This window comes from Streptomyces sp. NPDC034111, assembly GCF_055575375.1.
Genome location: NZ_JBVIST010000013.1, coordinates 89,365 through 103,797, shown reverse-complemented (window position 1 = coordinate 103,797; position 14,433 = coordinate 89,365). Strand labels below are relative to the sequence as shown.

Genomic DNA, 14,433 nt, shown 5'->3' with positions numbered 1-14,433 from the left:
TCGCTGAGTGAGCTTCGTGTCTCACGATGTGATAACAGCAGGGCGGATTCCGCTTGCTCGTTAGACTGAGCCGACCGCAGTACCCCCACATTCCGGGGGTCCGGGAGGAAACTCCCGAAGAGACAGTTGCGAGGAGCGCACGTGGGCCTTGTCGTGCAGAAGTACGGCGGCTCATCCGTTGCGGATGCCGAGGGCATCAAGCGCGTTGCCAAGCGAGTCGTCGAAGCCAAGAAGAACGGCCACCAGGTGGTCGTCGTGGTTTCGGCGATGGGCGACACGACGGACGAGCTGATCGATCTCGCGCAGGAAGTGTCCCCGATTCCGTCGGGGCGCGAGTTCGACATGCTGCTGACCGCCGGAGAGCGGATCTCCATGGCCCTGCTGGCGATGGCGATCAAAAACCTCGGTCACGAGGCGCAGTCCTTCACCGGTAGCCAGGCCGGTGTCATCACCGACTCCGTGCACAACAAGGCACGGATCATCGATGTCACGCCGGGCCGTATCCAGACCTCGGTCGACGAGGGCAATATCGCCATCGTCGCCGGCTTCCAGGGTGTGTCCCAGGACAAGAAGGACATCACGACCCTGGGCCGCGGTGGCTCGGACACCACCGCCGTGGCGCTGGCCGCCGCGCTGAACGCCGACGTCTGTGAGATCTACACCGATGTGGACGGTGTCTTCACCGCCGACCCGCGGGTCGTGAAGAAGGCCCGGAAGATCGACTGGATCTCCTTCGAGGACATGCTGGAGCTGGCCAGCTCCGGTTCCAAGGTGCTGCTGCACCGCTGCGTCGAGTACGCACGCCGATACAACATCCCGATCCATGTCCGCTCCTCCTTCTCGGGGCTTCAGGGCACATGGGTCAGCAACGAACCGCAAGGGGACCAGCCGATGGAGCAGGCAATCATCTCGGGCGTCGCACACGACACCTCCGAGGCGAAGGTCACGATCGTCGGGGTCCCGGACAAGCCCGGCGAGGCCGCGCGCATCTTCCGCGCGATCGCGGACTCCGAGGTCAACATCGACATGGTGGTCCAGAACGTGTCCGCCGCGTCGACCGGTCTGACCGACATCTCCTTCACGCTGCCCAAGGCCGAGGGCCGCAAGGCCGTCGCGGCCCTGGAGAAGACCCGTGCGGCGGTCGGCTTCGACTCGCTGCGCTACGACGACCAGATCGCCAAGATCTCGCTCGTCGGCGCGGGGATGAAGACCAACCCGGGCGTCACGGCGACGTTCTTCGAGGCCCTGTCGAACGCGGGCGTGAACATCGAGCTGATCTCGACCTCCGAGATCCGCATCTCGGTCGTCACCCGCGCCGATGACGTCAACGAGGCCGTGCGCGCCGTGCACACCGCCTTCGGGCTCGACTCGGAGAGCGATGAGGCCGTGGTCTATGGCGGCACCGGACGATGATTCCGGCCGAGGCGGGCCGTCCGTCCCTCGCTGACACGGCAGGGGCGGATGCCCGCACGGCCCGTAAGCCGCATCTCGCCGTCGTCGGCGCCACCGGCGCCGTCGGCGCGGTGCTGCTCGGCATCCTGTCCGAGCGGGCCGACATCTGGGGCGAGATCCGGCTGGTGGCCTCCCCCCGCTCGGCCGGCCGCAAGCTGACCGTACGGGGTGCGGAGGTCGAGGTCCTCGCGCTGAGCGAGGAGGTCTTCGACGGTATCGACGTCGCGATGTTCGACGTCCCCGACGAGGTCTCCGCGCAGTGGGCGCCGGTCGCCGCGTCCAAGGGCGCGGTGGTCGTGGACAATTCGGGCGCCTTCCGGATGGATCCGGAGGTGCCGCTGGTCGTCCCCGAGGTCAATGCGCATACCGCGCGGGTGCGTCCGCGCGGCATCATCGCCAACCCCAACTGCACCACGCTGTCGATGATCGTCGCGTTGGGTGCGCTGCACGCCGAGTACGGGCTGAGCGAGCTGATCGTCTCCTCGTACCAGGCGGTTTCCGGGGTGGGGAAGGCCGGTATCGACACGCTGCGGGCGCAGCTGTCCGCGGTGTGCGGTACGGAGCTGGGTGCCACGCCCGGTGACGTACGGCGGGCCGTGGGGGACGCGATGGGGCCCTTCCCGGCACCCATCGCGCTCAATGTGGTGCCCTGGGCCGGCTCGCTCCAGGAGGACGGCTGGTCCTCCGAGGAGCTGAAGGTCCGTAACGAGACCCGCAAGATCCTGGGCATGCCGGATCTGCCGGTCACCGCGACCTGTGTACGGGTGCCGGTGCTCACCACCCACTCGCTGGCCGTGCACGCACGGTTCGAGAACGAGGTCACGGTCGCCCACGCGCACGAGATCCTGGCCGCGGCCCCCGGGGTCGTCCTCTGCGACGATCCGGCCACGGGGGAGTTCCCCACCCCCTCCGACGTCGTCGGTACGGATCCGACCTGGGTCGGCCGGGTGCGGCGCTCGCTGGACGATCCGCGGGTGCTGGAGCTGTTCGTCTGCGGGGACAATCTGCGCAAGGGCGCGGCCCTGAACACCGCACAGGTGGGCGAGTTGGTGGCGGCGGAGCTCCGGGGATAACGCTGCCGACGCCGGGCCGTTCGCTGCCCGGCCGTGCTGTCCGGGTGGGGCCGTAGCAGGGCTGCCCCGGCTCGTACCCCTGCTACCGCCCTCATGGGATCCGGCGGTCCCCGCGAATCTGAAAGCTTGTGTGAAGCGTGGGACTCGTGTGAACTGCGGTGCGGACACCAGCCGTAGGGAGAGCGCGACTTGGCGTGATTGGCCGTCGCGGGCCGACCCGCTGGTAGATACTTTGTGGGTCGTGTGAAGATTCTGTGAGCGAATTGCTGGCCCAGACCTCTTGATCTGGGCTGACGATCTGTTCGACCATTCGCTCCCCGCCACACTGCAACCGGCAGTTGGGCGGGGAGCGTCTTTGTGGCCGCCCTCAGGGGTGGCCCGGGGTGTCCGCGGGCCGCTTGAGCCCCCGGATGTCGGGGTGCACGCGTCGGGATTAATAGGGCATTCGGGAAGAGCTGGTACGCATGAGGGCATTTGATGCATCGTCAAAAGCGGTGCCTTGCGCGTACAACCCTTACAGGGGGAAGCGTGTCCAACAGGCGTGGCAGAGGTACTCGGATTCACCATCGCGCCGGCAGGCGCCGCAGGGGCAACAGCGAGCCCACCGCGGCCCCGTGCCGGCGGGAGCATGCCAGTGATCGCCCCCTGGCCCACCACGCGCCCCGCGCAGCTTCCTTCTCAGCGTGGGGACACTGACGACGCGATGGCAGCGGGCACCACAGTCGACCACCTCACCGAGACCTACCGCGCGCACTACCGCTCGCTGCTCGGTCTCGCCGCGCTGCTCCTCGACGACACCGCCTCCTGCGAGGACGTCGTCCAGGAAGCCTTCATCCGCGTGCACTCCGCGCGCGGACGGGTGCGCGACCCCGAGAAGACCCTCGCCTACCTCCGGCAGACCGTCGTCAACCTCTCGCGCTCCGCGCTGCGCCGCCGCATCCTCGGGCTCAAGCTGCTCTCCAAGCCGATGCCCGACATGGCCAGCGCCGAAGAAGGCGCCTACGACCTGCTGGAGCGCGACCAGCTGATCCACGCGATGCGCGGGCTCCAGCGCCGCCAGCGCGAGGTGCTGGTGCTCCGCTACTTCGCCGATATGACCGAGGCGCAGGTGGCCCAGACGCTGGGCATATCGCTCGGCTCGGTCAAGGCATACGGCTCGCGGGGGATCGCGGCGCTCCGCGTCGCGATGGAGGCTCCGGCATGAGTGGCAAGACGTTTGGCCGGCACGACCCCTTCGGCGCATGCGAGGCATCGGGCCCGGACGGCCCGGGCGAGAACATCGGCGTCGCCGACGGTACGGAGCGTGACGACGACGGTGGCGCGGACAGCCGGGACGCCGCCGACGACCGTCCCTGCGACGGTCCGACAGCAGCGGCAACCGCGTACGACCGTGCGGCGCGCGGCGGCACCGCATACGTAGCCGACCCGTACGGCCGTGCGGCGGGCGACGTCGAGACGCACGACCGGCCGGTGCACGACCGCGACACCGGCGCCGAGATCGCCTTCGGCGGCGCGTTCGGCGGCGGCAGCGGCGGCGACGGGCACGATCACGGCCGCAGCCACCCCACCGGCGGATTCGGTGGCGGCTTCGGCGACGAGGACGACCTCAGGCGGCTGCTCCAGTCCCGCGTGGGCGACCTCGAACCCGCCGCGGACGCCCTGGACACGCTGCGCCGCGCGGTCCCCGCCCGCCGCCAGCGCCGCCGCCATGTCCTCGTCGGCGCGGCCGCCGCACTGCTGCTCGGCGGGACCGCCATCCCCGCCATGGTCCATGTCGCCAACCTCGCCGACGGCTCCCCGGACCGGCCCGCCAACGCCGCCAGCAGCCAGCGTGCCCAGGGCGGCACCGAGGGCGCACACGGCGAAGGCACCGAGCACGCCGGACCCCGGCCGACCGGCAAGGCCGGTACGAAGCCCGGCGCGGGAGATCCCTCGGGCAAGGGGAAGGCCGCGGAGAAGAACGGCACGGGCCACGGCGCCGGGGCGGGCACCCCTGCCCCGGACGAGACCATGGACGTCACCTCACCGGTCTGCTCCCGCGACCAGCTCGGGCAGGGCACCGGGACGGTCCGCCCGGCGGACTCCGCGGGGCGGGTCTACGGCTCGTTCCGCGTGGTCAACACCTCCGGCACCGCCTGCTCCGTCGAGGGCGGCGGCACCGTCGGCGTGGTCGCCCAGGGCACCACCAACCCCGACCGCATCCATGTCGTCGACCACACCTCGGGCGATGAGGCCACCGGTCTGCCCGACCCCGCCACCACCCCCGACCAGCTGGTACTCAAGCCGGGGGAGGCCTACGAGGTGCAGTTCGCCTGGATCCCGGAGGCCGGGGGCGGCACCACCGGATGCGCGAGCCCGGGGCCCTCACCGACACCCGGCCCCACCAACGACCCGGCACAGTCCCCGGACGGCGGGGCGACCTCCGCCGGTGACAGCGGCGGTCAGGCGGGCGGCGACGACGGCTCCGCCGAGGGCGGAACGGCGTCCGGAGGGATCGTTCTCAGCCATACGCCGGAGGCCGGCGAGCCCGCCGCGGCCGAGACCAAGGTCGCGGACGCCTGCGCCGGGACCGTCTACCGGACCGAGGCGCTGGCCGCCCAGTGACGGGGTGGAGGAGGCCCGGTCCCGGCCACTGAGCGCACGGAGCGCGGCCCTTGTTCCGGCTGATACCGGCTGGCTGGACGGACGGACGGACGGGGCGAGCGCTGTGTGGTCCGGAGGCGGCGGGGCGTTTCGTCGGTCTCAGGGCGGCGGGGTGCGGGTGCTCGCGTGATTTCCGGGCGTCGGGGTGCTTCCCCGCTTTCTCCGGGCGGCGGGGCTCCCGTCGTTTCTGGGCGGCGGGGCTGGCCTCTGGTCCCGAGGGGGCGATGCGGGCCCGCCGTAGGGGCCCCGTACCGTTGAGGGCGTGTACCGGTTCCTGCTGACCCCGCGGTGGTGGGGGATCAACGTCTTCGCCGCACTGGCGATTCCCTTCTGCATCTTCATGGGCAGCTGGCAGCTGAGCCGCTTCGAGGACCGCGTCGACACCCACCAGCAGCAGGAGGACCGCTCCGAACGGGCCAAGGCCGCCGCGGCCCGCCCGGTCGACAGCCTGCTGCCCGTCGACAAGGTCACCTCCGGCCGTCAGGCCAGCGCCCGCGGCCACTACGACACCGGGTACCAACTCCTCGTACCGGGCCGTACGTTGAAGGACAAGCACGGCGAGCGGCAGGGCTTCTACGTCCTCAACCTGCTGCGTACGGACAGCGGCAAGGCCCTCCCGGTCGTACGGGGCTGGCTGCCCGGCGACGCCGGGGCGAAGGCCGATGCGGCGAAGGTGCCCGCGCCGCCCAAGGGCGAGGTGACGGTCGCCGGGGCGCTCCAGGCCTCCGAGAACCAGGGCACCGACGGCGTACAGGCCGGCGGCGGGTTGCCGAAGGGCCAGCTCGGCATGATCAGCGCGGCGTCGCTGGTCAACATCGTGCCGTACGAGGTCTACGACGCCTGGATCACGCTCACCGACGCCCAGGCCCCGCTGCGCGCCGTCCCGCCGGCCGCCGCCGAGGGCAGCGGCCTCGACCTCAAGGCCTTCCAGAACCTCGGTTACACCGGCGAGTGGTTCGTCTTCGCCGGCTTCGTGGTCTTCATGTGGTTCCGCCTCTTCCGCCGCGAAGCCGAAGCGGCCAGGGACGCAGCTTTGGGGCTGTTGCCGGAGGTGGAGCCGAAGCCGGAGGCGGAAGCGGGTGCGGGTGCGGAGGCGGGGCGGGCGGCGGGGTGAGAGACGGGGGGTAGGGGCGCGGCTGCGCGCCCCTTGGGCCCCGGGGGGCCTCCCCCCCGCCCCCTCCCCACCCCTCCCCCTTCTGCAATGGATTCGCACCTGGTCATCGGGCGTATGACCGTTGTAGCTGCAAGGGGATCGGCGTGCCACGGTAGGCCGTATGGCAGGCAATCACCCGAACGGCCCGCACCACCCGCACCCTGACCACGGCCCGGCCGGTCACCACGCGCAGGCCGCCGGCCAGGACCCCGCCGCCCACGGCCAGGCCCCTGCCGGCCAGGGAAGCGCCAGGCACCACACTCATGCGTCCGACCACGGCCCCGCCACGCAGCAGGCGCATCCCGCCCACCACCACGGTCCCGGCGGCCAGGTGTGCCGGCGGGTGTGGCACCGGCTGGCGCATCTGGTGGTGCCGCATGGGCATGAGGCCATGGACAAGGTGGATGCCGCGATGGAGACCTCTCGGGAGGGCATGCGGACGTTGTGGCTCTCGCTCGGGGTGCTGGGGCTGACCTGTGGGGTCCAGGCAGTGGTCGTCGGGCTGTCGGGGTCGGTGGCGCTGCTCGGTGACGCCCTGCACAACGGTGCCGACGCCCTGACCGCGGTCCCGCTGGGCATCGCCTTTGTGCTCGGCCGCCGGGCGGCGAACCGTCGCTACACCTACGGCTACGGCCGTGCCGAGGACCTTGCGGGTATCGCCATCGTGCTGACCATCGCCGTCTCCTCCTTCCTCGCCGCTTACGAGGCGGTCGATCGTTTGCTGCACCCTCGTGAGGTCACGCACCTGTGGGCGGTGGCCATCGCCGCCGTGATCGGGTTCATCGGCAACGAGTGGGTGGCCCGGTACCGCATCCGCACCGGGCGCAGGATCGGCTCCGCCGCCCTGGTTGCCGATGGCCTGCACGCCCGCACCGACGGCTTCACCTCACTCGCCGTCCTCCTCGGGGCGGGCGGCTCAGCCCTCGGCTGGCGCCTGGCCGACCCCCTCATCGGTCTGCTCATCACGGCCGCCATCCTCATGGTGCTGCGCGACGCCGCCCGTGAGGTCTACCGGCGCCTGATGGACTCCGTCGATCCGGCGCTCATCGACACCGCGGAGACCGCCCTGCGGTCGGTGGACGGCGTCCGCAGCGTCGGGCAGGTGCGTATGCGCTGGATCGGCCACACCTTGCGGGCCGAGGCCGATATCGTCGTCGACTCCACGCTGACGGTGGTCCAGGCCCATGCCCTCGCCGTGGCCGCGGAGCATGCGCTGATCCACGCCGTTCCCCGGCTGACGGCCGCGACCGTCCACACCGACCACACCAGCGAGGGCACCGACCCGCACGCCGCGCTCGCCCATCACGCCACCGCCTGAGCGGGCGGGAGCGGGCGGTGCCCCTTCACCCCTCCTTCGTCAGCTCTCCTGGCTGCTCCTGCTGTCCTTGATCACATGCCGCTGGGCGAAGTCGAGCTCCAGCCGTATCTGCTTGATGCGCTCCTCCACGACGAGGGAGCCGTGGCCGGCGTCGTAGCGGTAGACCTCGTGCGGGTGGCCGCGCTGCTCCAGGCGCTGGACGTAGTTCTCCACCTGACGGATCGGGCAGCGGGGGTCGTTGACGCCCGCGGAGATGTAGACCGGTGCCCGTACGGCGTCGACATAGGTGAGCGGGGACGAGGCCTCGAAGCGCTCGGGAACCTCCTCGGGTGTGCCGCCCAGCAGGGTGCGATCCATCGCCTTGAGGGCTTCCATCTCGTCGTCGTACGCCGTCACATAGTCCGCGACCGGGACCGCGGCCAGGCCCACCGCCCAGGCATCCGGCTGGGTGCCGAGGCCCAGGAGCGTCAGATAGCCGCCCCAGGAACCGCCCGCCAGCACCAGCCGGTCGGGATCGGCCAGGCCGGAGGAGACCGCCCACTCGCGCACCGCGGCGATGTCCTCCAGCTCGATCAGTCCGACGCGGTGCTTGAGCGCGTCCGTCCAGGCCCGGCCGTAGCCGGTCGAGCCGCGGTAGTTGACGCGCACCACCGCGAAGCCGTGGTCCACCCAGGCCGCCGGGGACGAGGCGAAGGAGTCGCTGTCGTGCCAGGTCGGGCCGCCGTGGATGTCGAAGACGGTGGGGAAGGGGCCCTCGCCGGGCGGCTGCTGGACCAGGGCGTGGATACGGCCGCCGGGGCCGTCCACCCAGATGTCGCGCACCGGCACCGAGGCGGGCGCCTTCATTCCGGGCGGGTCGAGCACGACCCTGCCGCTCGTCGAGCGGACCTCCGGGGGCTGGGCGGCCGACGACCACAGGAACTCGACCGTGCCGTCCGGCCGCGCCGTCGCGCCGGAGACCGTGCCGGCCGGGGTCTCGACCCGGGTCAGCGCCTGGCCGGCCGCCGCGGACAGGTCATACCGCCACAGCTCGCTGCGGGCCTGGTACTCGTGCTCCACCAGCAGTGCGGAGCCGTCCGGATACCAGTCGGCGCCCACGTCTCCGGGGAGGTCGATCTCCAGGGGCGTCTCCACACCGGTCAGCGGATCCCAGATCATCGGCTCCCAGCGGCCCCGCCGCTGGTGCCCGACCAGCAGCCGGGAGTCACCGTCCACCGGTGCGAAGCCCATCACCGAAAGGCCCAGCTCCTCGGTCCCGCCGTTGGTGTCGTCGAGCTCGGCGACCGTGGAGCCGTCGGGGCGCACGACGCGGATCGCGGAGTGCATCGCATCGCCGTGCTCGGTGTGCTCGACGGCGATCAGTGAACCGTCGTGGGAGAGGTCGCCGACGCCCGCCGACTCGCGGTGGCGGTAGATCTCCACCGGTGGCCGGTCCGGCCGGACCACATGGATGGTGGAGCCGTCCTCGTCCGTCGAGCGTCCGATGACCGCCGTGCCGTCCCGGGCGATCGCCAGACCGCCCGGGTAGGAGGGGCCGAGGCCCGGGGCGGCGGGCTCGTCCGGGCCACCGGCGAAGGGCTGGCGCATCCAGACGCCGAACTCGTCGCCGTCGGTGTCGGAGAACCACCAGAGCCACTCGCCGTCGGGCGACAGCGTCCCGTCCGTCGTGCCGTTCGGCCGGTCCGTGGCCTGGCGCTGCTCCCCGGTCGTCCGGTCCCAGGCGTACAGCTCGAAGGTGCCGGTGGCGTTCGAGACGAACAGGGAACGGTCCGGAGCGTCCTCGGCCCAGTCGGGCAGCCCGATCCGCGGCGCACGGAAGCGCTTCTCCCAGTCGGGCATCTCCGTACCGGCTATCGAGCCGGCCCGGCCAGGAACCGTCCCGGAGGAGCGATCGGCTGCCGTCGTGGAAGGAATCGGATCGGTGGGGTGGTCGGGACCTGCGGTCGTCTCGTCAGTCATGGGCCCATTCTGCGCCCGGCGCCGCGAATGCGTTGGCGAGGACCGCAAGGCTGTGGATAACTTCGCGTTATGGGAAGACATACCGGCCCCGACGACTGGCGGGAGACCAATCGCGCCAGGTGGGACGAGCGGGTCGCCATCCACACCGCGAGTGATTATTACGACCAGGACGGATTCCGCCGGGCCCGGGACGTGCTCCGCGACTTCGAGACCGCGGAGGTCGGGGAGGTCACCGGCCGGTCCCTGCTCCACCTCCAGTGCCACTTCGGCCAGGACACCCTCTCGTGGGCCCACCGCGGCGCCTCCCGCGTCGTCGGCCTGGACTTCTCCGAAGCGGCCATCGAGACCGCCCGGGAGCTGGCCGAGGAGCTGGGCTACGGCCCGGAGCGCGCGGCGTTCGTCGCCGCCGACGTCTATGACGCCGCCGAGGCCGTCCCGGACGATGCGTACGACATCGTCTACACCGGCATCGGCGCGCTGAACTGGCTGCCGGATCTGGAGCGCTGGGCCGATACCGCCGCTTCGCTCGTGGCCCCCGGCGGCTTCCTCTACCTCGCCGAGTTCCACCCGCTGTGCGATGTGCTGGACGACGAGACCGGATCGCGCATCGTGCACGACTACTTCAGCCGGGACGCCTGGGTCGACGAAGTCCCCGGTACCTACACGGACTTCGGTGCGCCGACGGTCAACAACCGCAGCGTCGAATGGCAGCATCCGGTCGGCGAGGTCGTCTCCGCGCTGTCCGGCGCCGGCCTGCACCTCGAATTTCTGCATGAACACGACATGACGATGTTCCAGCGTTTCGCCGCGCTGCGCCGGGACGACGACGGCTACTACCGGTTCCCGGGCGACCGCCCCCGCATCCCCCTCATGTACTCGCTGCGGGCCCGCCGCCCGCGCTGACGTTCCCCCGGGGCCGCCGCCGCCCGACCACCCCGCGGTGACTACCCTGGCCGCCGTCCGGCCGTCGGAAGTGACGAGCCAACGCCGTGTGGTCAGGCGCCATACGGCTCGTAACAACGGGGGGTTTGCCGTGCGGATGCCGGTACGTATTGCGGGTGCCGCGGGTCTCAGCGCACTCATGCTGCTGGCCGTGGGGTGTGCCGGCGGGGCCGGTGACAAGAGGCCGGGGGCGGCGGAGTCCGTCACGCCCGCCAAGCCGCTGCCGATGAAGGCCACCCCGCGCCAGGCCACCTGGACCGGCTCCGACCACAAGGCGCACCCCCTGCGGCTCACGCCCACGCGGCTGGCCCGCGGCTCGGACTCCGACCTCTCGCACATCCGGCTGGACGACGACCTCAAGGGGAAGGTGCCGTACTACCTGACCTTCTCCTACACCAACACCGGCAAGGAGACGGTGAAGGACCTGTCCCCGGAGCGGAACTTCTCCGTCAACGGGACGGACGGCCAGGCCGCCGAGCCGGTCTCGCTGTTCCGGTCCAACCCGCTGGCCACCGGCTCCGGTCTGCCGCCCGAGTGCCGGGAGAGCGGCGCGTCCCAGCTGGCGGCCGGCGCCACGGCCGCGATCTGCCGGATCTTCATGCTGCCCAAGGGCCAGCAGCCGGCGACCGTCTCCTACAAGGACGACGGCGGGGACACCCTCATATGGCAGGTGGGCGGCGCCCAGAGCGGCTCCAAGGGGGTGCTCGCCCCGGACGTGCCCGCCGACGGGATCACCAGGGACAGCCGCAACCGCCCGGTCTCGCTGCGGATCACCCCGAAGGGCGTGCGCACCGGCTCGCTCGCGGACCTGAGCCGCTTCGACCTGGACGCGGACCAGAAGAGGATGGTCCCGTACTTCGTGACGATGCAGTACCGCAACAGCGGCAAGTTCGACCTGCTGCCGAGCATGAGCGACGGGGTGGCGCTGCGGACCACGGGCGGTCAGACCGTGCGGAAGCTGACGCTGATCGACATCGGCGGCCCCGGCGTCGCCGCGTGCCCCGAAGCCGTTCCGCACAAGATGGTGAAGCCGAACGGTGTGGTGACCGAGTGCTCCATCCACCTGCTGCCGAAGGGCGATGCCCCGGCCGCGGTCGTCTTCGAGGGTGAGGGCGAGGGCTCGGAGCCGGTCGTCTGGCGGGCGCAGGTGGACGGCGGACGGTAGCGAGCGCCGGCCGGTCGCGAACGCCGGCGTGGTCCGGCCGGGAGGTGCCGCCGCGGTCCCGCGGTCGCACGGTCCGCTCGTGTCGACGTGCGCGTTCGGACCGCTCGCGTCGGCGGGGGCGTTCGGTCCGCTGTGTGCCGTGCGGCCTCCTGGTTCCTCCGGGTGCTGCTGCGTGCTTCTGTCGTGGTGCGGTGTTCCTCTGCGCTCTTCTGCCGCTGCCCTCTGGGTTCTTCTGCGCCGTACGGCGGTCCGGTGTTACCGCGCCCACATCGCGAGCCGGTCCGAGCTAGGCCGGGCCGGGCTCGTAAGTCCGGAAAAGTCACGTCCGGGGGGCGGTGCAATCCGGTGCAACCCGCGCGAAACGGTGCCGCGGAGCCGCCGGTGCAGGCTTTGTCACGCCGGGTCATTCCCGTCCGCGCGGGTCCGGACGTTGCTGGCCGGGGGCGCGTACCCCCGGCCGGCCATGAGTACACTCGCCGACCATGTGTGAGGCCAGGCAGTACCGAGAACAGCTGAAAACGGACAATTTGCAACTCTGTGCCGGCGTTCCGGCGGTGGCCGCGAGCGCCACGGTCACCGCGTGAGGCGGCGCTCGAACCGAGGCAGGCACGCACAGTCCCGTGATCCGCGCGGGCACTGGCTGCTGCTGATCCTCGTCCTCCCCGTGATGTTCGGCGCGCTGCTCTTCGAAGGCTGGACCACCCACGAGGTCGACGCCGCCAAGGTCCGCAGCGACTGCACCACGCCGGTGCCGGAGGTCGTGGCCAAGGGTGGGCCGGTGGTGCGGCTGAACGGTGACCGGGCGACGTCGGCCGCGATGCCCGCCCGCACCGTGGCGCTCACCTACGACGGCGGGCCCGACCCTGTATGGACCCCGCGCCTGCTCGATCTGCTGCGCAAGCACCATGCGCATGCCACGTTCTTCCTGTACGGAACGAAGGCGGCCCAGTACCCGGAGCTGGTCCAGCGGATCCGCTCCGAGGGGCACGAGATCGGCTCGAACACCTACACCGGCGCCGTCATGGGAGCGGCATCGCCGCTGCGGGCCCAGATGGAGCTGTCGCTCACGCAGAAGGCGCTGGCGGGCAGTGCGGGGATCCACACCCGGCTGCTGCGGCTGCCGCAGACCACCACGGCGGACACCATGTGCGGCCCGGAGTGGAAGGCGGCACAGCACGCCGCCGCCGAGGGCTACACCCTGGTCGCCGCCGACAAGTGGTTCCGCAATCCGTCGCAGGGCCTGGTCCGGCAGTTCAGCCTGAACGACAACGCGTACCACGAGACGGAGAAGCTGCTCGGCAACCGGAGCGTGAAGAAGTTCACCACCGTGACGGCCGGCGCGCGCCTGGCACCTGCCGACCAGTCGGTGTCCACCGTCGAGCGCTGGCTGGGCACCGGCCTGCTCTGGATCAAGGGGCTGGGGCACGCCTTCGTCAGCGGGATGACCTGGGTGCTCGGGATCGCCGGCGGGCTCGGGGTGCTGCGCCTGCTGATGCTCGTGGTGTTCGCCCGTGCCCATGTGCGGCGGCTGACGCGCTTCCGGCCGGGGGCTCCCCGGCTGCGGGAGGTCGTCGCCCCGGTGACGGTGCTCGTACCCGCCTACAACGAAGAGGCCGGCATCGAGTCCACGGTCCGTTCGCTGCTCGCCTCCACACACCCGTACCTCCAGGTCATCGTCATCGACGACGGGTCCACGGACCGCACCGCGGACCTCGCCACCTGGATCGACGACCCCCGCGTGGAGGTGATCCGCCAGCCCAACGCGGGCAAGGCCGCCGCCCTCAACACCGGTCTGGCGTACGCCCGGCACGACATCGTGGTCATGGTGGACGCCGACACCGTCTTCGAGCCGGACGCCATCTACCGGCTCATCCAGCCCCTGGCCCACCCCGCCATCGGCGCCGTCAGCGGGAACACCAAGGTCGGCAACCGCCGCCGTCTGCTGGGCAGATGGCAGCACCTGGAGTACGTCTTCGGCTTCAACCTCGACCGCCGGATGTTCGAGGTCCTGGAGTGCATGCCGACCGTCCCGGGCGCCATCGGCGCCTTCCGCCGGGACGCGCTGATGGGCGTCGGCGGCGTCAGCGAGGACACCCTCGCCGAGGACACCGACCTGACGATGGCCCTGTGGCAGGCGGGCTGGCGGGTGGTCTACGAGGAGTCCGCGATCGCCTGGACGGAGGTGCCGACCTCGCTGGGCCAGCTGTGGCGGCAGCGCTACCGCTGGTGTTACGGCACGCTCCAGGCGATGTGGAAGCACCGCCGGGCCGCCGTCGAAGTGGGCCCGTCCGGGCGCTTCGGCCGCCGCGGACTGAGCTACCTGACGATCTTCCAGGTCATCCTGCCGCTGCTCGCGCCGATCGTGGACATCTTCGCCCTGTACGGGGCGCTGTTCCGCGGACCGGTGCTCTCGGCCGGGGTGTGGCTCGGCTTCCTCGCGCTCCAACTGGCCTGCGCGGGCTATGCGTTGCGGCTGGACGGTGAGCGGGTGCGGGCCCTGTGGGCGATGCCGTTCCAGCTCTTCGTCTACCGGCAGCTGATGTATCTGGTGGTCATCCAGTCCGTGGTGGCCTTCCTGCTCGGCACCCGGCTGAGGTGGCAGCGGATGCACCGCTCGGGCACCGCCGCCCAGGAGATCGGGCAGCCGGTCGAGCAGCAGCGTCTGCTCACACGGTGATAACGGACCTATCGGTACAAGGCGCTCGTCCGGCTCCGGCTGGGCGGGCGC

Annotated in this window: 10 protein-coding genes; 9 read left to right on the top strand and 1 reads right to left on the bottom strand. The window is 71.3% G+C overall.

Annotation, left to right across the window (positions count from 1 at the left end):
• Positions 1-141: 141 nt before the first annotated feature.
• From ACZ55A_RS25650 to ACZ55A_RS25625, 6 genes are all read left to right on the top strand, one after another.
• Positions 142-1,413: an aspartate kinase gene (locus ACZ55A_RS25650; protein ID WP_468844396.1), complete on the top strand. Its 1,272-nt coding sequence runs from the start codon at positions 142-144 to the stop codon at positions 1,411-1,413.
• Positions 1,410-2,525 (top strand): aspartate-semialdehyde dehydrogenase, encoded by a 1,116-nt coding sequence (locus ACZ55A_RS25645; RefSeq protein WP_468844393.1) that lies wholly within the window; start codon positions 1,410-1,412, stop codon positions 2,523-2,525. The genes ACZ55A_RS25650 and ACZ55A_RS25645 overlap by 4 nt, the downstream gene beginning before the upstream one ends.
• Before the next feature lie 541 nt (positions 2,526-3,066).
• On the top strand, positions 3,067-3,729 hold the full coding sequence (locus tag ACZ55A_RS25640) for a SigE family RNA polymerase sigma factor (protein ID WP_468844390.1): 663 nt from the start codon (positions 3,067-3,069) through the stop codon (positions 3,727-3,729).
• Positions 3,726-5,129: a hypothetical protein gene (locus ACZ55A_RS25635; protein ID WP_468844387.1), complete on the top strand. Its 1,404-nt coding sequence runs from the start codon at positions 3,726-3,728 to the stop codon at positions 5,127-5,129. The genes ACZ55A_RS25640 and ACZ55A_RS25635 overlap by 4 nt, the downstream gene beginning before the upstream one ends.
• Before the next feature lie 301 nt (positions 5,130-5,430).
• A complete protein-coding gene (locus ACZ55A_RS25630) occupies positions 5,431-6,282 on the top strand; it encodes an SURF1 family protein (protein ID WP_468844385.1) in 852 nt (283 codons plus the stop codon).
• A gap of 160 nt (positions 6,283-6,442) precedes the next feature.
• Positions 6,443-7,639, top strand: coding sequence for a cation diffusion facilitator family transporter (locus ACZ55A_RS25625; protein WP_468844382.1), 1,197 nt, complete (start codon positions 6,443-6,445; stop codon positions 7,637-7,639).
• A gap of 39 nt (positions 7,640-7,678) precedes the next feature.
• Here the strand turns inward: ACZ55A_RS25625 and ACZ55A_RS25620 are convergent, their stop codons facing one another.
• Positions 7,679-9,478, bottom strand: a complete 1,800-nt coding sequence (locus tag ACZ55A_RS25620; protein ID WP_468844624.1) for a S9 family peptidase — start codon at positions 9,476-9,478, stop codon at positions 7,679-7,681.
• 189 nt (positions 9,479-9,667) lie between these two features.
• On the opposite strand from ACZ55A_RS25620, the gene ACZ55A_RS25615 reads away from it, so the two are divergent.
• From ACZ55A_RS25615 to ACZ55A_RS25605, 3 genes are all read left to right on the top strand, one after another.
• Complete coding sequence (locus ACZ55A_RS25615; RefSeq protein ID WP_468844380.1) at positions 9,668-10,501, top strand: class I SAM-dependent methyltransferase; 834 nt, start codon at positions 9,668-9,670, stop codon at positions 10,499-10,501.
• 136 nt (positions 10,502-10,637) lie between these two features.
• Positions 10,638-11,705, top strand: a complete 1,068-nt coding sequence (locus ACZ55A_RS25610; RefSeq protein WP_468844377.1) for a hypothetical protein — start codon at positions 10,638-10,640, stop codon at positions 11,703-11,705.
• A gap of 580 nt (positions 11,706-12,285) precedes the next feature.
• Positions 12,286-14,382, top strand: coding sequence for a bifunctional polysaccharide deacetylase/glycosyltransferase family 2 protein (locus ACZ55A_RS25605; RefSeq protein WP_468844375.1), 2,097 nt, complete (start codon positions 12,286-12,288; stop codon positions 14,380-14,382).
• Positions 14,383-14,433 lie beyond the last annotated feature (51 nt).